The following is a 24603-nucleotide window of genomic DNA, read 5'->3' as shown; positions in this document are numbered from 1 at the left end:
TCAGAGCAGGAAGTCCGCGCACTTGTTGAACGCCATGGCCATCCGCGGCGGCTCCGCGAAGCCCGGCAGCGCCGGCGGTTCCGTCCACCGTTCGGCCGTGGCCACACCGTCGGGGCTCCTGCGGATCTCCCAGATCTCGTTGCCCGCCATCATGAAAACGCCCGCTTCGCGGCCCGCCTGCGGCAAGGTGAGCACCATCCCGTCCTCGCCGGCCCGGGCTATCAACTCCCGGAAGGCCGACCAGGTCCGGGGGCGGAAGACGCCCGCCTTGGCGGGGTCGGCGACACGCTCGCCGACCCAGTCCGCCGCCGAGGTCGTGTCGGCGTCGGCGCTCGGCACGACCCGCAGCCCGTCCGGGAAACGGGAATCGACGAGCCGCTGAGGCAGGTCTTGCGGCGAGGTGCCGCCGGACACCCGGTCCAGCAGCAGTCGCGTCGACGCCACCGCACTCGGTTCGACGAGCGGCGGCGCGACCTCCTCGGGCGTGAGCAGGCGGCCGCCCTCGGGCATCCGGATGCCGGGGGTGAGCGGCAGCACGGCGAGCGCCTGCGTGTCGATCGGCAAGGCCGCGGGGCCGCCCGCTTGCGGGTCGAGGTAGCCGACTCCGACCGCGTCGACCGCTGCCACGAAGACATGGTCGACGCCGCCGTCAGCACCTCTGACCGCGACCAGTGCTCGTGCCCCGGCGCCGGCCGAGCTGAGCGCCTCGGTGAGCGCCTCGATGCTCGGAGTCAGCCACACCTGGTGGTTGTCGTCGGCCAGGCCGAGCCGCTGCCGTTGGAAGTTGACCAGGTGGGCGCCGGGAAGCTCGGTCGAGCCGGACGCCACGACCGGAGCCCCTTCGTCCTCGGACAGAACGTAGGCGATGGCAGTGATGACACAGTTGGTGTTGGTCTCGGCGCCGCGAACGCGATCGGGGTTCACTCGGTCGAGGAACGGGAACCGCCGGGCGGTCGCCTCCGACGTCAAGGGAACCGCCGGAACTTCTGCCGTCTGAGAGCCGATCGGGCTGCCGCCGAAATGCCATTCGGCGACGCTGACCGACGGCGCCTCGGCAGGAGGCTGCGCCGACGGCGCGTGGAGCTCCGCGAGGCTTTGGTCGTTCATGAGCTCCTGCGGCAGATGGCTGGAGCGCCCGTTCGGCGGACTCACCTCCCAGCCCCTGCTGGAACTCAATCCGTTGCCGGTCCCGATTGCGAATTCCGGGATTCCACCGATCTGTTGCGGCCGAACCAACGGCACGCCGAGGTCAAGACTTAGCACCTCGAAAGATCGATCCAGGCGTGAGCTAAAGCCGACCCGATCCACCAACAGGAAGCCGTTGTAACGGCGCCCGTCGTAGAAACCGCTCGTTTCATGCAGGCGCTCCAGGAAACTAGTGAAACCGCGCAACCACCTTTCCGGGCTTTCCGATGCGAGGGGATGGTGAACCTGGATCACATCAATGGGAGGTTGACCCGGCAGAGTCACGGTTCGATACTCAGCCGGCTCGTACTCCTCCTGAGCGGCCTCGCCGCCGGCCGCCACCGGGACGCGAGCCGCCACCGCCGTTTGAGCCGTGGCCGTTGGTTCCTGCTCCGTTCCAGCGGTAGCCCCTTGCCGGCGACGCCTCCGAGCCTGTTCCCCGCTTTCGCGCACGTTGTCCAGCAACCGCTGCCCGGTTGCCACCCGTCTTCCGACCTCAGCGACCGAGTTGTCAGAAACGCTCAATCCGCCTGAGGTGATGGCGGGGTCGCTGAGCGCTTTCCGCACCTCATGCAGGAGGAGTTGTTCGGACACCGAGACCTGCTGTTCGGCGAGAGACGACCGCACGCGTTCAGACACATCGCGTTCTTGCATCTCGCGGGCGTGCTCCATGACGTCGAAGCCCAAAGCGTAGAGCTCCTCCTCGACGAACGTCTCACCGGTCCGTTCCGGCAGAACAGCCGGGCCGAGAGAAACAAGCAGGCCGACGACTTCGTCACCGGTAAGCCGCCTTCCATTCTCCTGGGCGAACTCGATCAGTGCATCGATCAGGCCGACAGGGTAAGCCGGTTCGTTCGCCGGGGGAGCGAGGACGGCCCGCGCCAACCTGCCGATCTCGCGGTCTCCCACCCGGGACGAAACCATCTGCGTGTACTCGGCGGTAGTGAGCATCCGGGTCAGGCGATCGTCGAGGTCAGGCGGCATCGTCTGCCCGTGGGCGACGAGGTGCTGGGCGACGCGTGCAGGGAGCGCCAGTTCGTCCACGGCGACGTCCGCACCGCCTCTGACGTTTCCACGGATGGTGCTGGGACTGCTCAGATCGAGCTGTGCCAGAGCACCGCGAGAATCGAGCAGCAGACGAATGGCATCCGGTCTCAGCATCTCGGAGGAAAGGATGTCGCCAGTCCCCGAAACGATCGTGGGCACGTCCCGATTCTCACCGCCGACTGCGATCACTAGTTCGGAGCCGATCTGGACCGGAGTGATCGCGCCCGCCTCAAGCCATCTCAAATCTGCCGGCAAGGCCTCTTGGAAGCGGGCCTCAAGTCTCTCAGCCCAGGCCGGTCGCTGCGGATCAGCAGACGACATATCGGCGAGGTAATCGAAAAGTCCCATGGCCCGGTCTCTGGGATTGAGACCTTCCGCCCAGTTTTGAGGGTTTGTCAAGGCTTCACGAAGACGCTGCATGCCGCGGATGGCGCTCGGCGGCCGAGGCAGTACCACCGAGTTTTGTTCATTGATCCGAGCCCCTGCCTGGCTGAGCATGGCGAGGTCAACGGCCATCACACGGAACGGCTCAGGGAGCCATGTCGCGAACATTCGAGGAAATGTGATAAGACGACTGCCCGCAAGACCGCTTGTATACACAGGAATGAGGCCGCTGGGAAAGTGTCGCCGCAGGTCCCTGAGAGGCGCGTCAAAGGGAACCTCTCTAGGCCATCGCACATATCCCCGCGCCGATTGAGGCACTGGGGTGGCCTGCTGATGCCGACGAATCGTTAAAACCTCGGCACTACCGGGATCGCGTAAGCGATTGCTCAACAACTCCTCTGCGGCAAAAGCGATGGGCGGGGCGAAAATTTCCTCATCGAATACTTGCTGCAGCACATGGTCCAGGCCCAGCCTGGCGGGCAGCACCTCTGGAGACCGCCCATCGGCATAGATGACCCAACGTCGACCGAGCACGGAACGCTGTCCGGGCTGCGACACATCCACGTACGCCTCGGCGATCACGGTTGCGACTCTCGCCAAATCCGTCAGGAACTGATTCGCCAGCGTGCCGACCGGCTCGCCCAGCAGGACAACCACATTACTGCGGATGCCGTGTGACTCAGCACCGACGGCGCCTGCGTTCGGCAAGCGGCTCGCATAGTCCTCGGCGGTTAACGACTCCGCGCCAATCGTTATTACTTGCTCCTCGTCGACGGATTGACCGGGCCGAGCGGCGATGTCCCCGGGCTGAATGGTGAGCCGTTCGACGACGCTCGGCGCCAAACGGTCGAGGAAACTCCAGTCCATAAACGGTCGTGAGGTCAGGGGAACTGCCGTCAGCGTGATCGGCCCATTCCTGCCGCCGATCGCTTGATGCCTGTTGACCCAGATCCTCATGTCACGATCGAGGAGCTCCTCGGCTCCCAAGGGAATCGGCTCGTCGGGCGAAAGCAGCGCAACCGACACTTGTTGCCGCACACCGGCTCCGGGATCCGACACATCCACCACATAGGCTGTCAGGCCCGGCCCCATCCGAACCATCGTGGTCCCGCTCTCCGCGCGCGAGACCACCCCGCGGATGCTCGCTCTGTCCAACCAGAGCCGCGCGGCCTCCATTCGCTCGGCATGCCCCGCGCGGTGGCGAACTCGCACCCGGACCTCGCCGTCAGGGACCACGATCGGCTCGGCTGCGGAACGTGCCCCGTTCCGCTGCCCTTCGACACGGTCGTAACCGGGTATCTCAACGAGGGCCTCTGGATCGATCATTTCGATCAGCGCCGCCGTATTGGCTTGCCCACCCGCGCCGGGCCGGCGCTCGCTCCGGTGGCGCAGCTGCAGCCGAGCTTGTGACGGGTCAAAGGGAGCCGTGTTGCTGCGCCGGGCCGGAATCCGGCCTCCTCCTTCGCTTCCCTTCGTTATCTTGAGCTCCGCGATACGCGCCCCTCGCTTCTCAAGGTATTCGCGACCACGGACCTTTTTGAGGCGCGCTTTCACTCCTACCGACCAGGGAGCATGCTGAAGACGGATGCTCTCCAGATTCGCCGTGGACGCCTCAGCCAGCGTCGGTTGCACGCGGCCTCGCAGCAGATCGACCTCAATCCCCGCGGCATCGCCCTGTGAATGTTCGTAGAGTCCAGACGTCACGTCGTCCGAAGAACCGATGCCCAAATTCAGTGATTCGACTGCCCTCGTCACGTCATTATGGCCGAGACTCGAATCGGAGCCAGCGATCCCCGTGCCGCGCTCACGCGCGATATGGGCTCGCAGAGCATCCGTCAAGAGCCCGGTGAAGTTCATCCCCGCCGCTTCAAGAAACACGCCGGCGCCTTCCGCGCTGTATTGATCGCGGAGGGGAGCGATTCCGGGCGACGTTCTCGGCCCGGCGAGGGCGGCTATGACATGCCGGATCGGAAGCACGGAGCGTAGCGGCAGTGCCGTGAAGTCGTCGTGCAAGACCGCCGCTGCCTGGAGAAATGCCAGCTGTGCGAGGCCACGGACGACCGCAACGGATTCGATATCCATGAAGTCGGCGACACGAAAAATCCTGCTGATCGGGATGTCGCCCAGTTGTCTGAGCAGACGTTCGGCGATTTCGTCGCCGAACCTCCGGGCTGCGTCGCCCCGCCTTTCACGTATGTTTTGAATTCGTTCGTCCTCTTTCGAGAGGCCTTTCTCCCGGCCGCCTCCTTCCTGCCGCCACCACGGTTGATCGAGCAGCATGTGCAGGCTGGACAAGGCGATGGTGATCCGCACGCTGTCGGCGCCGGAAGGCGGCGCGGCGGGCATCGGGACGGACTCCTGTCCCGATGCTCCACTCGTTGACGCCTCCGGGACCGGCGGGGAGAAGGCCCTGGCCGAGGCGGAGGCCTGCACGGCCGACGACGACGCGTGAGGCGTGCGGGGACCGAAGTTGGGCGTCGACCGGAGGCCCGGCGCGGGGATGCCCCGTGACGGCGGCACGACTGGCGGGACAGGGACGCTTTCCGTGGGCGCTGCCGGGACTGGCGCAGCGGACGTTTCTGCAGCGGATGAGGACGCGCGGGGCGGCCGACGCGGGCCGGCAGATGCCTCCCCGCTCACACGTGCCCTGGGCAGGGAGGTCGAGGCGCCGAAGGGCGCCGACCCGGACACCGCCGAAGCGGACGGCCGCACAGCAGCGTTCCGTGCCGGTGCCTCCGGGACCGGCACGGCTTCGGTCGTGGAACCCGCCGAAGGGGAGGCCTGCGCGGCAGGCGCTGCTTCCCTGGGCACCGTCGGAACCGGTGCGGCAGAAACGGCCGCCGCTGCGGACGACTGCTCAGGCACGGCTTCCGCGGGCGGGGCCGGGACGGACGGGACCGCCGGGACGGACGGGACCGCCGGGACGGCCTGGGCCGGTGCGTCAGAGGAGGCACTGGGACGCGACGACGAGGCTTCGCCCGCGCGGCGCGGACCCATCGGCCGCATCCCCCCCAACCGCGTCGCCGGACTGCCACCCAGGAGCTGGGCTCCACGGTTCTGCAACTCCGCCGTGACCCGCGCTTCCAGTTGGCTGAGGCTGTCGCCCGGTACTCGTTCGTCCAGCGCGCGTCTGACCTCGAGGATGTGAGCAGCGGGCCGCGTGTCGCCGTCGCCCAGCCGCCGGTTCACTTCAACGACGAATGCGGCGTCGCCCTCCGACAGGGGGGCCGGCGGCCGCAAACCGTCGTAGGCGGCAACCAGGTCGCCGGGCGACAGCGCGGCGCGGTTGTCCGACCAACGAGTGCCGGCCGGGTCCGTGAACACCCAGCCGGTCGGCGAGATGAGGTGCCCTTCCACCCGCTCGACGGTGAGCGGACCCGGCGCCGGTTCCAGCGCGTGCAGTCCGCGAGCGCGGAGCGGAACTTCGTAATGTCGGTTCTCTGCCTGGGAGGAGCCGTGCAGCACCACGAAGCCGCGCGGGTCACGCAGGGCCGAGAGGTGTTCCTCCAGTTGGGGTACGGATACCGCTCCCCGGTCGACGGTGATGACGACCCGCTGCGAGCCGGCCTGAAGACCGGGGCCGGTACTGTCGGGCAACAGGCTGCGCTCGATGGCCGATCTCGCCGGGGCAGACTGATCGATCTGCTGCCTGTCCGGGGCCGGCCGAGTGATCAGTGCGCCGATCCGGCCGTCGGACGCCGGCGCCAGGATCTGGTCGGCGTCGTTGACCACGACGCGAATCCGGCCACGCAGCTCCGCCCGGGCAGCGTCCGCGTCGGCCACCTGGACTCTCCGGGCGTCCGCCGGTGCGGCCACGTCGATCAGCTCGAGCCCGGCCTCGGTACGCCGCACGAACATCACATGTTCGGGGTCACCGTCACGTTGGACCCAGAGCGGAACCACAGCGTCGGTCGGCAGTTCCCACAGCCCGGCGAGGGACGACTCGCGCCATTCACCGCGCAATTCCGTGGCCAGTTGCGGAGCAGTCCAGTCCGTTCGGGGCCTCAACACGCGAGCCATGCTGAGGGCTTCACCGACGTGCTGAGCGCTGGTCACCTGCTCACCCGCGAGCACGGGAGCGCCCAACGCCCGGGTCAACCGGTCAGTCGCAGCCGGTTGGGCAACCTCGTCGATGTCCGATCGACCGCTGACGGGTGCCCGCCCCGACCGGATTCGGGACCGGTTGCCACCGGCTACGAGGCCGGACTCTCGAACAGCGGCATAGGAGGGATGGGACATCATGTCGGCCCGCCACGCCGCCTCCACGGGAGACCGAAGTGTCGGCTCGAACCGGTTGGGCGAACCGATGTCGATCTGGGCCAAACGCCCTTGGCCGTCCAGAAGCAACTCGAACGGGCCTTGGTCCAGAGCGGCCACGTCGACCGTTCCGCCGGCCGGATCGATGAGGACGGGTTGTCGCGGGTCCCCGGTTCCGACGGCTACCAGCACCCGTCCAGGCTGTTCTTCGGCCCCGATGACCCGGACAGGGGTGACCGCGCTCGCGTCGAGCAACTCCAGAGTCTGTATGGAGGCGGAACGGAACTGGGCGGTGGTCGCCCAGCCGGTCAGAGGGGGCAGCGGTGGCTGGCCCCCGGCCCGCTCCGGTGAGACGCCGCCGAGTACCGCGAAGAGGCGCTCGATCTGCCGCTCGGGCGACTCGTCGACGTACTGGCGGTTGGCGGCGAGATAGTCGCGCACGAACTCGGCGCCCCGGGACGGAACCACCACCTGCGTCCGGCCGTCCACCCGGGCACCGGCCGCGGCCAGGGCGGACAAGTCTACAACCAGTTGACTGATGCCGTCCTGGCGAACGTGCTCGACATAGGCGGCGGGTACGAAGACCCGGACTTGCTGCGGGGCTGGTGTGGTGCTCACCGGGGCCAGCCCGGCCGGGAAATACTCCAGCAGCCGGAAGACAGGACCTTCGACTTGGACGTCGGCCGGCAGGGGTAGGTACACCTCGTGGACCGGCACCTCGTCCGGTACGGCAACTGCCATCGCCCGCCGGATCACGAGCGCGGCCGTGGCGTCGGGTCGCTCGACCCTCCCCTGCACGAGGTCACTCACGGCCGTCGCCAACGTGACCGCTTCGCCATTGATCCAAGGCTCCAGCGCATGAGCCAGAGGGGATACGCCGACCGGGGGCTCGAGCAGCCTGGTCCGGCCGCGGTGATAGCTCAGCCACACCGTCTCCCCCTGGCGTCTCGCGTGGACGATCACGAACGCAACGAGCGACAGGGCCCTGAGGAACCCCTGGTCTTCATTGCCGACTTGTCGCTGGAGGACGATGATCGGCTCTGGGTCGGTCGAGGGCAGCCGTCGGATGTACTCCTCGACGGGGATCAAGCCATCGTCGACCTCGATCGTGGCCACGCTGTTCTGCGCGCGGCCATTGAAGATCTGGCCTGGTTCGATGATCAGCCGCTCAACGACGTCGACGGGCAACGTGTCCAGCACGTCCCAGTTCGCATCATCGCTCAGGGCGACAGCGGTGAGGCGGACATCTCCGTCCACCGGTTGATGACGGTTGACCCAGACCCGGTGCGAGCCGTCCATGCCGGCGTTCGGCCGAACGATCGAGGCCACGGTCGCCGGTTGCTCGCCGACGGCCGGCAGGCGAACAAGATAGGCCTCGAGACCGCGTCCGACACGCACCGCCTCGGTCGGGCCGACAGCGTTGGACGACACCACCGCCCGCACGCGCTGAGTGCTCAGCCAGCGTGTGGCAGTGTCCATCATCTCGCCGCCGGAAGCTCCAGGCCGGACCGGCACCCGCAACACGTTCTCCGGGTGGAGGTAATCCACGTTCTCCCGGCCGGAAGATCCCGGGAGGGCGCGAGGGTTTTCCCGCTCTTGGTATTCCGGCGAGTAGGCGTCGGCGTTGCGGAGCGCCAGGGTCGCCACCTCGGCCGTCGTCAGCACCGGCCGACCGGCGTACCCGCGGAGGCGTGCTCCCAGCTCTTCGAACGGGTCGAGAGCGGGTCGCGGCACGGTGCGGGCCGCCCCCACAGCATCCTCCCTCGAGGCATATTCATGCATCGAGTGGGTCAGCGGATCGACGGTCTGCCACACCGTGGTGCCGGCATTTCGATCATGGAATTCGAGCACGATGGCATGCAGTCCGGTGCTGCCGCCGCTGCGTATCACCGCATCGTTGAGCTGCGTCTGTAGCCGCCTGGCAAATGTCTCGGCTCCCTGCCGGCCAGCTGCCGAGTCCGGCCGCTGATCGTCGAACAGCCGAAGTAGCAGCACCGGGCGCTCGCCCACCACCCTGCCGGCATTCCGGATGACCGTTTGGATCGCCAAGCGCTCGGCAGTTAGAGGACGGCCCCGATTCAGGATGGCCGGATCGCCGCCGCCGCCGCTGAAGATGACGCCGGTGACGGGTACGGCGTATTCCGGGATCTTTGTCCCGGCTTCGATGAGGATCGAATCGTTCTCGACAGACTTGTCGGCATGCGGCAGGAAGGCTATCCCTTCCTCGTCGGCCTTCCTTAGGCGCTGTTTGTTGTCGCGTGGGTCGGGCGGCAGCGGTCCAGCCGCCACCCCCTGAGGAGCACGGGTCGCCACTCGCGCCGCTAGAAGCTGCGCAGCCGATCTATCGTCCGTCGCCGGCCGAGCCGATGACGGTCCGGCTTCCGGCCCTGTCGCCCGCCCAGCCGATGACGGTCCGGCTTCCGGCTGGGCCGGGGGGTTGTTCCTCCGGCCGAATCTCCGCAGCCTGTCGCGGAAACTACCCCCCGGAGGGTTGGTGCCGGATACACCCCCGGGAAGGTGGGCGCTCCGCCCGAGCAGGGTGTTCGTCACCCGCTCCTCGAGCTGAGTGGGGGCGTCGCCCGGCACCGCCCGGTCGAGCCGGTCACGGGTGTCGAGGATGCGGGCGGTCGGCATCGGCCGGCTGTCACCCATCCGGCGGTTGATCTCAGCGACGAAAAGGGCGTCGGATTCGGGGAGCGGGGCCGGGCGGCGGGCGCCGTCGCGGGCGCCGATCAGGTCGCCGGTCGAGAGCGCGGCCCGGTTGTCCGACCAGGTGTTGCCGTCCGGATCCGCGAATCGCCAGCCGGTCGGTGAAATGAGGTGATCGGCCGCCTGCACGACGGTGAGCGGCTCGTCGAAGATCGACTGCTCGGGCTCCAGCAGGTGCAGTCCGAAGTCCTGAGCCAACCGCCGATAGCCGCCCGCGGCGGGTGCCGTACCTGTGCCGTGCAGCACAACAAGACCCGGCCGCACACTCTGAGCGGACAAGTACTGGCTGACCTGGCCGATGGTGGCCGTCCGCTCATCGACGGCGACGACGGCCAGATCCGATCCGGCGTCGAAGCGGCTGACTCCGGGGACGCCGAGCACCGCGCCGGGCAACCGGCCGGCGCCGGCGGCCGTTCCTCCCCCGAAGTTCGCCGCGGGCAGAGCGGTTCGGGCCGGATTCGCCGGCGGGCGCACGAGCACACCGTCGAGTCGACCGTCATCGGTTGGCACGACGATTTCGCCGGCCCCGTTGACCACGAGGCGGGCCGGTCCGCGCAGGACAGCTCCGGCGCCCGCGGCGTCGGCCACCTGGAGGATCTGGGCTCCGGCCGGGGTCAGGGTCTCGATCAGGGTCAGTCCGGCGTCGGTGCGCTGAGCGATCAACAAGTGCTCGGGATCGCCGTCACGCTGCACCCAGAGCGGAGTCACCGTGCCGGCGGGCAGGTCCCACAGGCTCTCCGGGGACCACTCGCGCCACTCGCCCCGCAACGCCGTGGCCAGTGCCGGAGCGGTCCAGTCGGTGCGAGGCAGCACCAGGCGGGCCATGCTGAGGATCTCGCCGACGCGCTGGGCGCTGTCGGCGGCCCGGCCGTTCCACGGCTCCAGGGCGGCGAGCGCCGGTGCCAGCCACGAGGCCACGTCCTGCCGGTATACCCCACTCAGCACCGCGTGGGCGGGGGCATCGAGCTGCGGATGCCGCAGGCGGGCGTCCTCCACCACGCCGCGCAGGTGGCCGAGTGCCATCGACCGGCCGGCCTCGCTCACCAGGTCGGCGGCCAGGTTCGCCGTCTCGGGGTCGACATGCAGCGCGGTCAGCAGGGACGCGGCGTCGACGGCGCCGCCCGTGATTCCGTCCAGCTCGGACACCGTAAGCGGGTCGCCGGCCAGGACCAGGTCGATGCGGGGAAGGTGCCACGGAATGTCCTTCGACCCGGCCGCGCTCCCCTGCGCCGTCACGAGTGCGCCGGAGGCCGGCCGGGATTCCACCGCGCTCTCGGGGTGCAGCAGCTCGGACAGAAGGTCACCGAGTGTCGCATCGCCGATCGGCGTGTCCCACAGCGGCACGTCGCCGCCCCGGGGAAGGCTCCGGGCGAAAGCCTCACGGACGTCCTCGTCGTGCGTGTCCAGGAAGTTGCGCAGCTCGGGGTCGAGCGCCATGGCCAGGACCGGGAGGGGTTGCCGGGCGGCGACCGGCAGGGTCCGGCCCGGTTCGAGAGCGGCCTGCAGAGCGAGGTGGCCCAGAGCGATGACCTCGACGAGTGCCGCCACCGGCAAGGAGGCCGCGGCCACCTCCGCGACGGCCTCCGTGGTCACCGGAAAGCCGCTCTTGTCCTCCAGATAGTGCGCCGCCACCTCATCCGCGACGTGCAGCGGCGCCGGATCATCGGCGAGCACCTGACGCAGGATCTGGTGGACGCCACCACCGAGCGGCGCCCCGATCGTGGACGCGGCGGCCGTGTCGGCGTCCGGCACCTCCTCGATGAACGCGCTATCGCTGACGGTGATCTGGGCGGGCAGCGCCTCGTCCCGGACCCCGTTCACGATCAGGTCGGCCCACGCGCGAGCGGCCCGTTCCTCCACCCCAAGTGCCCGGAGCCCGCGGATGACCTCACCCTGCAGTTCGGCAGTGCCGCCGTCGAGCTGCGCACTCGGGAGCGGCTTGCCCTCGGCCACGCGATCCACTGCCGACTCGGCCAGCCAGGTGGCCATCTCGTCCGGCGCGGCCGGACGTTCGACGGCGGCGCCGGAGAGCAGCCGGCCCGGCCGGTTGAAGTCCACCGACCGCTGGCCGAGGTCTCCGACGTGTTCATGATGTCCGGTGGCGGTGAACATCCGGCGGACCTGGAGTGGCAGGCGGACCGGGCGCCATTCACCGGTTTCCGGGTCGCGGCGCACGTCGGCAACCGTTGTCACCGCGCCCAGCCGGCCCCGCAGCAACCGGGCCAGGGCATCCCAGAGCACATCCGGCTGGGCGGAGCCCGTCAGCGACTGCTCGGCCGCGGTCAGATCGAGGATCTCGTTCGCTCCGGTCGACACCGCCGTGAGCGCCGTGCCGAGCAGGGCCAGCGTGCCGGCCCGGTCGTCGAGCGGCACCGGGGAGCCGGGCAGCCGGGCCGGCGCCGGCGCGTACGTGAATCCGCTCTGCTGAGCGCGAATCAGTTCATGAGTCACGGCGAACGCCTGCGCGCTGGTCAGCCCGCCATGGATCCTCCAGTGGCCACCCTGCTCGATGACGAAGCCGTCGTCAGTGCGCAAGGAGGTGGACGCCTCGTACACCCGCAGGTGCCGGCCCCTGGAGCGCAACTGCCGCTCCAGGTCGGCGCCGATCCCGGTGCTGGTGAGCAGGGTGATCGAGTCGACCTGGTCGTCGACGCTCTGCAAGGCCGGATCGGCCAGGATGCGACCGGCCAGGGCGGCCACGGGCTCGTCCACACGGGCCAGGACGCCGACGGTGTGCCGGTCGCCGGCCCAGGGTGCGGTGACGTCGCTGATCGACTGGCCCGGGGTCAGGCCCAGCAACCTGGTGAGGGCTTCGTGACAGTCCCGCAGCCGTTGAGCCATGCCGGGCGGGAGGGAGTCGCCGCCGGGGCCCGCCGGGGCCGAGGTCGGACCGCTGCCGAAGTTGGGCGCTGCGATCGGGCTCACTGTCGTCTCCCTCGGTCGTCCACAAGCTCTTCATCGGGTGTGATGGCCATCTGGATCAGCACCGGTGGCCGTCCACGGCGGATCAGCGTGCCCCGCCCGGGCGGCTGCGGCTCGGCGCGAACACCACCGAACAGCACGCCCTCTCTCGGGTCGCCGGAGAGCACCAGCGCGTCCGCGCCGGCCTCGGACATCCGGCCGAGCAGGCCGCCGGACAGGGCCCGGACGGCACCCGCCGTCCGGTGGGCCGCGACCACGTGGAAGCCGACTTCCCGGGCCCGGGACAGGTACGGCGCCAACGGCGCCAGCGGCGACGCCGGTCCGGCCGGCAGCATGTCCAGGTCGTCCACCACCAGGTACAGATCCGGTCCGGCCCACCAGGAGCGTTCGCGCAGCTCGCGGGCCGAGATGTCGGAGGGTGGGCGGCGGCCGTCGAGCGTCTCGGCCAGCGCCTTGGCATAGACGGCGGCGGCCTCCTCGTCGCCGGCGTAGGCGCCGATGTGGCCCTCGGGCACGACGTCGAGCAGCCCGCGACGGTAGTCGACGATCATGAAACGCGCCTGGTCGTCACCGACCGCGACGGCGGTCGCCCGCATCCACGTACGCAGGGCGTGGGTCTTGCCCGATCGGCTGTCGCCGACGATGGCGAAGTGCGGTTCGTCAGCGGTCAGGTCGACCACGACCGGGGCCATGTCCGCCTCGTCCAGGGCGATCGCCCGGGCGTCGAGGGTGGCCAGGTCGCGAGCCAGGATCCGGTCGGGCAGCATCCGCAGGCGGGGAGCCGGTTCGCCGCGCCAGCTCATCGCGATCCGGGCCAGCAGCTTGGCCTGCGCCTCGGACAGGCCGGCCAGCAGGTCGGCGTCGTCGCGGAGGCGGGGCACCGCCACCTGGAAGAACGCGCCCGGAGCGACCACACCACGCCCGGCCGGCGCACCGGTCAGCTGCCGGGACAGGACTCGCCCGACCTCGGACTCGTACGGATCGTTGAGCCGCAGCTCGAGCCGGCCGCCGATGCTGTCGCGCAGGTTGGACCGCACCTCTACCCACCGGTTGGCGGTCAGGATCACGTGGACGCCGACGCCGAGCCCGCGGGAGGCCAGCTCGACGACCTGGGCGTCGTAGTCATCGGACTCGGCGCGCAGGGCGGGCCAGTTGTCGATGATCAGGAACAGGTCGGCCGCCCGCGTGCCGGGCGGCAGCGTCCCCTCCTCCCGGCGCTGGCGAAACTCGGTGACCGAGCCGATCTGCTCGACGCGGAACAGCTGTTCGCGCTCGTGCATCAACCGCCCAGCCTCGGCCAGCACCCGGCGGACCCGGGCGGCCTCCAGGCGCGAGGCGACGCCGGTGACGTGCGGGGCGTCGGCGAACGGCAGCAGTGTGCCACCGCCGTAGTCGATGACCGCGAGCTGGGCCTCGTCCGGTGTGGCGGTCAGCATGATCGACAACATGAGTGTCCGCAGGAGGGTGCTCTTACCCGACTGCGGCGCGCCCACGACGGCCACGTGGCCGGCCTTGCCGCCCAGGTCCAGGATCATCGGTTCCTGCCGCTGGTTGAGCGGCAGGTCGGCCACGGCCACCGGCACTTGCAGGCCGCCCACGGCCGGCCACAGCTCGGCGTTGAGTCCCCGTTCGGCCGACTCGCCGATCGGGCCGAGCAGGTCGTCGAGGGCCACGGCCGGCGGCAGCGGCGGCAGCCACACCTGGTGCACAGGCTGGTCGTAGCCGCTGAGCCGGTCGACGACGACGGCCAGCTCGGTCCGTGCGTCGAGGTCGATCGTCCGGGCGGTGTCGGGCGCGGCGACCGGCGCGGTGACCGCCTCCGGCCGCGTAGTCAGTGGAACCAGCGTCACCGCGTCGGGCTGCTCCTTCGCCTCACTGTCCGCCGGCGTGTAGATCCCGGACACGTGCGCCACCCGGAACCGCCGGTACTCGGTCTCGCCCACCTTCAGGAAAGCCGACCCCGGCACCGGCGGGAGGTGGTACGCGTCGGGTGTGCCGATCACCGCCCGGCTCTCGGCGGCCGAGAAGGTCCGCAGGCACAGCCGGTACGACAGGTGCGACTGGAGACCGCGGAGCCGGCTCTCCTCCAGCCGCTGGGTCGCCAGCAGCAGGTGCATTCCCAGCGAGCGGCCGACGCGGCCGATCTGCACGAACAGATCGATGAAGTCGGGCCGCCCGGACAGCAGCTCGCCGAACTCATCCACGATGATCAGCAGATAGGGCAGCGGCGGCAGCGGCCGCCCCTCCAGGTCGGTACCGCCGGCCGCCTGGCGGATCTGGTAGTCGCGGACCGAGTCGAGGTTGCCGGCGTCGCGCAGCAGTTGCTGGCGGCGCTGCTGCTCACCCTCGAGCGCGGCCCGCACCCGGTCGACCATGGCCAGGTCGTCGGCCAGGTTGGTGATCAGGCCGGAGACGTGCGGGAGTTCCGTTACGCCGGCGAACGTCGCACCACCCTTGAAGTCGATCAGCACGAAGCTCAGCAACTCGGGGCTGTGCTTGGCGGCCAGCCCGGCCACGAGCGTACGCAGAAGCTCGCTCTTGCCCGAGCCGGTCGCGCCGACCACCAGGCCGTGCGGGCCCATGCCCCGCTGCGCCGACTCCTTGAGGTCCAGCAGCACCGGCTGGTCCTGGCCGTCCACGCCGATCGGCACCCGCAACATGTCGTCGTCGCCGGGCTCGGCCCGACCCTTGCGTGGGTCCAGCCGGCCCACGTCGGGCACGCCGAGCATCTCCGGCAGCGTCGTGATGCGCGACAGCACGGGCTCCCGGTCGACCGTGAGCCGCAGCGGCGTCAACCGGCGGGCGATGGCCTCGGCCAGGGCCGGTGCGATCAGGTCGGCCCGGGCGTCCTCGACCGTGGTGTAACGATCGGTCTGCCCGCTCAGTTCCAGGGCGCCACCGGATTCGACAGCGGCGCGGACGTCCACCCGCGTCGGCTCCACGGCGCGACGTTCGCTGAGCACCACCAGGAGGATGCCGAGTTCCGGTCCGGCCTCGCTCCACAGCGAGTCCAGCACCGGCGAGCGCGCCCAGGCGGCGTCCGGGTCGTAACCGTCGAGCACCACGATCAGCCGCCGGGCCGCCGTGGGGGTGCCGCCGAACCCGGAGGCCCGGTTCCGCTGCTCGTCGCGGGCCCGGTCGCGCTGTCGTTCCACGAAGTCGGCCAGGCGCTCGAAATCCTCGGCCACCAGCGAGGTCACGCCGGCCTCGGAGGCGGCGCCGGGCTCGAACGTGTGCGGCAGCCAGGTGGCCCAGTCCCATTCGTCGCTGCCGCCGGTGACGACGGAGATGAGCACATCGTCCGGGGCGTGCAGCACGGCCACCTGGCAGAGCAGGGAGCGGGCCAGCGCGCGGGTGTCCCCGGGCGCGCCGACGAGACTGACCACTCCGCTTTTTCCGAGGTCGAGCAGGGCCGGCTGCTCGCCGACCGTCCGGTGTGCGGCGACGAGAGCCTCCGCCTCGTCGACCAGCGACTGGTCGTTGTCGGCCATCGGGTCGACCCGGCCGGCCAGCGTGATCCCGCCGCCCGGCTCGCCTCGCCCCACGCCCACCCTGATCCGCAGGAAGTCCGGGTCGGACGGGCGCCGTTCCCAGGTACGCCGGCGGCCGGCGGCCAGCGGCAGCAGCCGCACCGGCCCGGGATGCCGGGTCACGGCCGCCCGCCGGGTCGCCGCCGCGACCTCGCGGGCCTCGGCCCGGACCCCGTCGAGAACGTCGAGGAAACGTTCGTGCTGCCGCCGCGCGGTGGAGTTCTGCGTATGCGACATCTGCCAGCGAATGGCCACTGTGGACAGCACCGAGAGCACCACGAAGCCGATACCCAGCACGATCAGCAGCGGCCGCTGATAGGAGATCAGGTATCCCGCCATCGCCACCGTGGAGAACAGCGGCAGCATCAGCGTAAGCCACATGTTGTTGTTGCTGCCCCGCTGATGAGGCGGCGGGACGGGCACCCCGATCCGGTCACCCGGCGCCTCCGGGAGAGCGGCCCGGGCGGGGCGGTGAAAGGCGGTGCGGCTCATCGTGTCTCCGGCAGATCGTCGATCAGTAACGTCATCAGGTCGTTCGTGCCCGGCTTGTCCACGGCCGCGACCCGCTGGGCCTGCCGCTCGGTCATTCCCTGGAAGATTTGCCGGGCGGCGCGGCCGTTGCCGAAGCGAGGCCGGGTTCGCAGGTGATCGAAGAGAGCGGTCAGGCCGTCCTCGACCCCGGGTCCCAGTTGATACTCATGCTCGGCCGCCTGGCCGCTGACGATGCCGACAAGCTCGGACGGGGTGTAGTCCTCGAACCACAAGGTGCGCGTGAAACGGGAGGCGAGACCCGGGTTGGAGGAGGTCAGCCTCTCCATGTCGGCGGAGTAGCCGGCCATGATGACCACCACCTCGTCGCGGTGATCCTCCATCAGCTTGACCAGAGTGACGATCGCCTCCTGGCCGAAGTCGGTGCCCTGCCCCTCGGGGACGAGCGCATAGGCCTCGTCGATGAACAACACCCCGCCGATAGCCCGGCGAAAGACCGCCTGAGTACGCGGCGCGGTGTGCCCCACGTACTCGCCGACCAGTGTCGAACGGTCCGCCTCGACCAGATGCCCGGACTCCAGCACACCCAGCGCGGCGAGGAGCCGGCCGTACAGCCGGGCCACCGTGGTCTTGCCGGTGCCGGGGTTGCCCGCGAAGAGCAGGTGGCGGCCCAGCGGAGGTGCCGCCAGGCCGGCCTCCCGGCGCTGCCGGACCATACGCATCACGTCGACCAGGCGCTCCACGTCCTCTTTGACGCTGTGCAGGCCGACGAGACCGTTGAGCTCGGCGAGGACCGTTTCCAGGGCTTCCGGTCCGGTCGAGGCCGGCGTTGTGCCGCCGGCGCCGGTCCGCTGCGGCTCCGACCGGTGCGGCAGGTCGTCGGCGGCTACTTGTTCCGAGGTGCAGTCGCTCCAGCTGGCGGCGGCGGCCGGGTCGAGCGCGACGCCGCGGGCCGTATCGTGCACGTGCAGACGCCGGAAAGCGGGGTCGGCGCCGGCGCCGACGTAGACGGCGGGATAGCCGGCCTCACCGATCCGGCAGTCGGTGAACTCGCCGTGCCCACCGTCGTGCACGGCCAGACCGTTCTTCTTGGATCCGCGTACGTTCGTCGCGTGCACGGACGGGGCCGCGCCGGCCGTGACGACGATGCCGATCCCCCCGGTGTCCTGCACCGAACAACCTATGACGTACGCCGAGGAGCGCTCGCCGAGATGCAGGCCCGCCGCGACCGCGTCACGCACTGAGCAGCCGTGCAGCACCGCCGCCGTGTCGGCGTCGACCAGCACACCGACCCGCGACATCGCGGTGATCTCGCAATCGCGCAGCAATACGCGGCGCCGGCTGCCGAGCACGGCGCCGGCCATGGCCTCGGAGATGTGCACACCGGTGGCGGTGAGGTCTCCCCGGTCCTCGACGGCGATGCCGGCCGCGGCGACCCGGCTGATCCGGGTGCCGTCCGCGACGGCCGTCGCCTGTTCCACTACGCGCAGGCCGAACTCGCCGGCGTCGTGCAACACGGTCCCGGTGAGGGTGACATCGGCGTTCCCGGCCGCGTGCACGGCTGTCCGGCCGGTGTCACCGACGTCTCCGCCGGTGACCCGGGCCGTCGCTTGATCGCCGGCCAGCACACCGTGGTCGCCACTATGCGCGACGACCAGCCCGTCGGCCACCACGACAGCCGAGTCCCGGAGAACCACGGCCGACTGCGCCGCCCGGCGGATGGTGCAGTCCTCCACCCGGACGTCGGCTTCGCCAGTGGCCAGGATCCCGACCACCGCCTCGGTCAGGGTCGTCTGCCGCAGCAGCACCGCGGCCCGGCCGGAGACGACAACGCCGCCGCCGGTGGGACGCAGGACCTGGCAGTCCTCGATGACGACGCCGCCGCCGCTTCGCAGAGACGTCTCCTCGCGCTCCCCGGCGTCCTGCGGCCGGGTGTCGACACGGAAGCCGTCGCCGCCGGGTTCGCGGACAGCCAGCTGGCGGAAAACCGGCGTCGCGGCGCCCATCACGGTCACCGCGGTGCCGGTGGCACGGCTGATCTCCCCCTCCACCATGAGCCCACGGGCGGCGTCGGCGAAAACGACCGCTTCCCGGCCCGTCCCGTCGATCCGCAGCCGGGTGACCGTGGGCGCCGCGTCGCCACGCACGAGCAACGCGACCCGTGGGGCGTCGGTCACCACGCAGTCCTCCAGCACGGCCCGGCTGCCGTCCTCGACGAGGACGCTGCCCCCGGAGACCCGGCACCTGCGCAGCGTCGGCGCGGCATCGCCCACGATGCGCAGGTCGCCACGGATCTCACAGTCCTCCAGGACTACCGAGCCCCGCTCGATCAGCACTGCCACCGCGTCGGCGGACGCCTCGACCCGTAGTCCCCGCACGCTGCCGGTGGCCGCCGAGATGGTCAAGGCCGCGCCTTCGGTGCCGATCACCCGTACGTCGCCGGGGGCGCCCGCCGCCACCAGCTCGACCGGACGGTCGACGAGCAGCCGTTCGGTGTACACGCCCGGCTGGACGGCGACCACCGGCGTCGTCACCGTGCCCGGCTCGGCGGCGCGGACGGCCGCACCGATGCGGCGGTGTGCCCCCCAGGCCCGGGGGGCGACCCGCTGAACCCTCATCATGAGGGTCTTGGTTCTTGGTCATACGGGACATGCACCTCGGCACACCGGTCGATCACGGCGACCGCCTCCGGCGCGGCGTGACTCTGTTGGTAGTCGACGAGCTCGGTGACGCGAGGGGAACCAGTCAGATCGGCTTCGACGACCCGGGCGATCCCGTCCCGGCCGTTGTGCACGAACGTCGCCTGGTCCACTCCGGTCTGAGGCAGGAACAACGTCAGCCCGCTCGTGCCGGCATCGTTGACAGAGGTCACGACCTGCTCCCAACTGGCAGTCGACTGCCAGCCCGCAGCCGTCGGCTTCGGATCGGCGAACAGCCAGTCCGTTCCGGTTCTCCCGCCGACCGCGCCGGCCGGGGCGCCATGCAGACGCACCCCGGTCGGGAAACGCCGCTCGAAGACATCCTTGAGCAGCGGCTGCGTCGCCTCCGGCTTGCGTTCGCGCAGCACGTCAGCCGTCAGATCGGAGATCCGTTGCACGTCCGGTTGCAGCTGACTCGGCTCCCCGACCGTCACGGCTTCCCCGCCTCTCGGGTGGCCGCTGTCGTCGGTCCGCCCCGGCTTCTCCTCCGCCCTCGGCGGTACGATCGCGTTCCCTTCCACCCCGGTCTCCCCCTTCAGCGGTGGGACTTCGTCCTTGAGCGGGGCAATTCCTTCCCTGGACGGCGCGAGCGTGCCTTCAGACATGGCAATTTCACCCTTGGACGTCACGGCCACGGATTCCGGCGGGGCAACCTCGTGCTTGGGCGGCATGACCTCGTGCTTGGGCGGCGTGACCTCGCCCTTGGAAGGCGTGACCTCGTGCTTGGGCGGCGTGACCTCGCCCTTGGAAGGCGTGACCTCGCCCTTGGAAGGCGTGACCTCGCCCTTGGAAGGCGTGACCTCGCCCTTGGAAGGCGTGACCTCGTCCTTCGGCGGCACGGCCTGCTCTCGGGGCGCCTCGGCCGGAACCCGGGGGAAATCGTCGTAACTCAACTCTCGGGTCGAGCCGGCCGGTGGCCTGGCCCCGCTGTCATCGGCCGGCGGCGTTCCCTCCTCCGGCCCGTCGGACTCGTCGCGAACGCGCTGTGTGCCGCGCTCGCCCAGTCTTTCGACCCGGCCCAGATTGTTTTCCGCGTTCTCGGCCCGTATGGACGGCGAAAGCCGGTTGAGGGCGGCGTCCATGCGTCTGGTCAAAGGCGTCGACCGGTCCGGCGGGAACACGCTCTGCGAAACGGCCCTCTGAGTCTCCGTCCGGTACTGCTGAATGTCCCTTTCATAGGCTGCGAGCAATTCAGATCGGGATCCGTTCCGGCCGATGCTGAACTTTTCCAGACGCGCCTTCCAGGCCTCGGCTGCGGGAGCGGGCAACGGGCTGTCACCACTGTGCAATTGTTTTTCCAGGCCAGTGAGTCGCAGTTCGGCCAGCCTTTTGTTGTATTCGGCGACCAGCTTGTGAGCCTCTTCTGGATCTTTAGCCGCGGCGATTCGGTTCGCCGCCCTGTCCAGTTCGAACAACCTGCGCTTCGGGACTGCGTCGAGGGCCGAGTCGTCGGTGTTCAACGCGCGCAGCCGCTCGAGAATCAGTTTCTCGTCCAACAGCGGCTTCTGGGTGGGACGCGGATCAGCCGTACGCTCCGGCGCCTTGACCGGCGGCCCATCGGCCGGTACCGGACGCGCCACCGCCCGCCTCGACGCCGACGCCCCATCGGTCGGCGCGCCGTCGGCGGCCTTGCCCGGCCGATGGCCCAGGCGCAAGCGGTCGAGCCGGGCCTGAAGCGCGTCGATCTCGAGACTCGATGATGCCTTGGAGCCGAGCTGCCGCTCGAACTTGGTGAGGTTGACGTGCAGTTCGTCGAAGCGGCCGCTCGCCGCCGCGAATTCGATCGCCTTGGCGTGGCGCAGCCAGGTGATCCGGTCCATGCCGAGCTCGGCGGCACGCTGATGACCGGCGTCGTACTGCTGGCGGAATTGGTCGAGCCGCTGCGATATCCGAGCCTTGTCGACCTCGTCACGCATCGCCACGATGACTCTGGCCTCGTCCTGCGGGCGGCCCGCGGCGCGGGCCATCCGGAACTCCGTCTCCATCATGGCGATGTCTTCCGCGCCGATGCCCGCCTTTTTGGCGTCATTGCGCACTTGGACGAGGGCCCGATCGCTGTCTTTGATGTTGTAACGAACGGGCGCCGACTTGGCGGGTACCTGACTGGCGAGCCTGTTCTCCGCGGACATCTGCTCTCTCAGGTGCCGGAATTCAACAAAGACCCTCTCCACGTATGACGGCCCCGAGGCTTCGGCGTTCGCCCCTCCCGGCCGCTCGTCGAGCGAGGCGTGCGGCCGGCCCAGAGTGTGCTCGAGCTCCGCGAGTTCCAGCTGCTCGCTGATCCTGTCGTGCCGCGCATGAGCCTCCGCCCGATTGATCGACTCGGCCCGCGGATATCCCTCGCCGCCCAAAGCGGCCCGCCGGGTCTCGAACAATGTCATGGCGCGATCGCCTAGCTTGTCGGCGTACACCGCGACTGCCTCGTCATCTGTATACGCCGCGATCGTCTCGCCCTCTGAACGCGCCGCCTGAGGGGTCTCCCCCGCACCGTCGATGCCCTCGTCGGGCTTACCGCCCCCGAGCCGGGCAAGACGCGCACTGATCCGAGCTTCCCAGACCCAGTCGCGAGGAGGGGCGGCGTCCGCGTCCGCGGGACGCGCCGGCGGGGCCTCCTCCGCAGACGACGGCTTCGGCCCCGGATACCTCGAAAGCCACTCTGACTTATCGGCGAAATCACTCCGGAACCACTTCGTGAACTCTTCCCTGGAGAGTTCTTCCCCCGAACCCGGCCCGGAATCCTTCCGCGGAGGATTCAAATCATGGTCGTACCAGCCGTAATCAATACCGGCCTCATCAAGAATCACCCGCCGCTGATGACCCGGCGACTCCACAAGCGAATTATTATTCTGGTCCTGCCCACGCCACCAGAACTCATCCCACTTCTCCGCCGGCAGCCTCCCCCCATTCGCCCGATCCTTCGGACTCAACACCACACCAGCGTCGCCACTACTCTTCACAGAATCCGGACGGAACTCACCCACCGGCCCGTCACCAGCGCTGGGACGAGACTTGACTACCGACTCGGAAGCCGGCGCATGGTCGGTGGCCCCGATCGGTTCTGCCGAAGGCTTGGGAACGGCCGTCTCGTCGCCATGCGACATGCCCGCCGACGGTTGCTTTCCGGGGAGCACCACATCGTCGGGCGTCCAGGACGGCGCACTCATGTCGACGTACGGTGTTCGGAAGTCGGTTCGGAAGTCATCGAGCCGACGGCTGTAGTGCGCGATGAACTCCTTCTCGTGATACTTCCAGCCTTCGTACTTCTTCAGGCCCTGCTGCCAGCGAGCCACTTCGTCCGGCGGCAGCGGGCTGTTCCCGTCGCGGAGATCCTTGATGGTGGCGGCGCGATCCGCGTGCCGGGCGTCTCTCTGCTGGCGGGCCGCGTTTGTCGCGTCCCGCTCGGCCGGGGTGAGAAAGCGGTCGAAAACGGAGGTGGACGGCTTCTCCGTACCCTTCGGGCCAGAGGTGGGGGCGACGTCGCGCCCCGCTGGCGACGGCTCGACCGCCCGCGCCGGCGTGGGCGTCCCCTCAGCCGGACGACCACCGACGGCCTTGGCCGAAGGCGCGACGTCGGCCCTGGCCGAAAGCGCGGCGTCGGCCTTGGCCGAAAGCGCGGCGTCGGCCCTGGCCGAAAGCGCGGCGTCGGCCCTGGCCGAAAGCGCGGCGTCGGCCGCCACGGCCGGCGGTGCACCATTCGACGCTCGCGCCTCCACCGGCCTGGACAACGGCGCCGGGTCTTGAATCCCGTTGACCGGAACCGGAGCATCCGGCCCAGAGACCTTGCCGCCGTGGCCTGCGGCGTCGCCGTCCAGCACCTGCGGCGAGTCCACCGCTCGCGCCGGCGGGGGCGTCCCCTCAGCCGGACGACCACCGACGGTCCTCGCCGAAGGCGCGGCGTCGGCCGCCACGGCCGGCGGTGCACCATTCGACGCTCGCGCCTCCACCGGCCGCGACGGCGCAGCCAGATCCCCGGCCCGGTTCACCGGTACCGGCGCATCCAGCCCGGAAACCCGGCCGCCGACGACTCCGGCGTCACCACCTACCACCTGCGGCGAATCCCCCGCCCGCGACGGCGCAGGCACACCCTCCACCGGACGGGCACCGACCAGCCCTGTCGAAGGTCCTCCCTCCGCCATCGAAGCCCGCGCCTCCACCGGTCGCGGCGACACCACATCCTGCGAGCCGCCCACCGGCACCGGCGCGTCGGGCGCAGCGCCCTCCACCGACACCCGCCCGCCAACACCCCGAGCATCGTTCACACCCACCGACACCGGCACGTCCGGCGCAGCACCCTCCACCGACACCCGCCCGCCAACACCCCGAGCATCGTTCACACCCACCGACACCGGCGCGTCATCACCGGTAGCGGGGAGCTTCAGTAGGTCCGGGCCGCCGAAGGAGTTGGGCCGCATGGTCGAGATACCACCCGCACCGTCGACATTCGTCTGCCTCATTGCGGTGGGCAGGCCCAGGGGGCCGGCCTTGGGCAGATTGCCGATCCCGAGCCCGTCGCCGACGGCCTTCGTCGCGGCTCTCTGCGCTGCCCCGGCGGCGGCTCCCCGGCGCACCACGTTGCCGAAAAGGACACCGCCCGCGGCGCTGGTCACCGCTCCGAAGATGATGTCCCGCTCGGTGAATTGGATCTTCAGCCCGACCGCTGCGTGGCTGATCGCCGTGCTCGCCAGTTGCGGGGCGAGGCCGAACAAGGCGCCGGTGGCGGCGTCGCCGAAGGCGCGGCCGAGGGTGCCGAGCCACCGCACGCCGGCCCAGAGCGACTCGAGGGCGCTCGCGATTATGTCGCCCAGGGCGCTCATGAGCCGGGCCATCGCCACCGCGGTGGCGGGCAGGATCGAGAGAGCGGTCATCAGGCCCATGAACAACAGGCCGAGGAACAGGCCGATGAGGCCCGCGACCTCGCGCTTATGTTCCTCAGCCCGCATCTCTTCGAGGTTGATGGCGAACCAGTTGATGGTCTCGCCGATGTTCCACAGCAGGCGGGCGGCGCTCGGCACGGTGGCGTCCTGGCTGCTGCTGGCCAGCAGGCCGGTCAGTGGGGTGAGCGCCTCCAGCGCCTCGTGGGCGGCCGAAGCCTGGTCGCCCTCCCAGACCACGTTTTCCAACCCGGTGCGCAGCACGTTGTGGGCGTACTCGTAGACCAGATCACCGAGTTCGATGAACTGGGCGGCGTACGCGTAGATGGCGTCGAAGTCCGGCGGCAGGCCGTCGGTGGGGTGGTCGGGGTCTGCACTGGGGTAGCCGGCGGCCGACGGGGGCGGGGTATTGCCTCCCCCGCCGGCGGACGGCGTCGGACCGGAGTGCTCGTCATCGGCACCGAGGATGGCCATACCGATTGTTCCCTCTCGAAGGGCGGATCAGGGGCG

The 24603-nt window shown here is 69.9% G+C and carries 4 protein-coding genes; all 4 read right to left on the bottom strand.

The genetic code is table 11. The features are described from left to right. From ACGFJ7_RS45310 to ACGFJ7_RS45295, 4 genes are read right to left on the bottom strand one after another with little or no spacing between them, the layout of a single operon-like run. The gene (locus tag ACGFJ7_RS45310) at positions 1–12507 is read right to left on the bottom strand and encodes a hypothetical protein (RefSeq protein WP_392648547.1); all 12507 of its coding nucleotides are present in this window, start codon (positions 12505–12507) and stop codon (positions 1–3) included. Next, the gene (gene eccCa / locus ACGFJ7_RS45305) at positions 12504–16526 is read right to left on the bottom strand and encodes a type VII secretion protein EccCa (RefSeq protein ID WP_392648544.1); all 4023 of its coding nucleotides are present in this window, start codon (positions 16524–16526) and stop codon (positions 12504–12506) included. Before eccCa ends, ACGFJ7_RS45310 begins: the two co-directional genes overlap by 4 nt. Continuing rightward, positions 16523–19144, bottom strand: a complete 2622-nt coding sequence (locus ACGFJ7_RS45300; RefSeq protein WP_392648541.1) for a right-handed parallel beta-helix repeat-containing protein — start codon at positions 19142–19144, stop codon at positions 16523–16525. Before ACGFJ7_RS45300 ends, eccCa begins: the two co-directional genes overlap by 4 nt. Next, a complete protein-coding gene (locus ACGFJ7_RS45295) occupies positions 19141–24567 on the bottom strand; it encodes a hypothetical protein (protein ID WP_392648538.1) in 5427 nt (1808 codons plus the stop codon). The genes ACGFJ7_RS45300 and ACGFJ7_RS45295 overlap by 4 nt, the downstream gene beginning before the upstream one ends. Between the last annotated feature and the right edge of the window lie 36 nt (positions 24568–24603).

It is taken from the genome of Actinoplanes sp. NPDC048988, from assembly GCF_043197815.1.
In the GTDB taxonomy this organism is placed as follows: Bacteria; Actinomycetota; Actinomycetes; order Mycobacteriales; family Micromonosporaceae; genus Actinoplanes.
The sequence above is the reverse complement of the archived record's forward strand: the minus strand, read 5'-3'. Positions and strand labels throughout refer to the sequence as shown.

Bases quoted from the DNA above. Each gene is read 5' to 3' on its own strand.
- eccCa (WP_392648544.1), bottom strand. From the start codon at position 16,526: ATGAGCCGCACCGCCTTTCACCGCCCCGCCCGGGCCGCTCTCCCGGAG.
- ACGFJ7_RS45300 (WP_392648541.1), bottom strand. From the start codon at position 19,144: ATGATGAGGGTTCAGCGGGTCGCCCCCCGGGCCTGGGGGGCACACCGC.
- ACGFJ7_RS45295 (WP_392648538.1), bottom strand. From the start codon at position 24,567: ATGGCCATCCTCGGTGCCGATGACGAGCACTCCGGTCCGACGCCGTCC.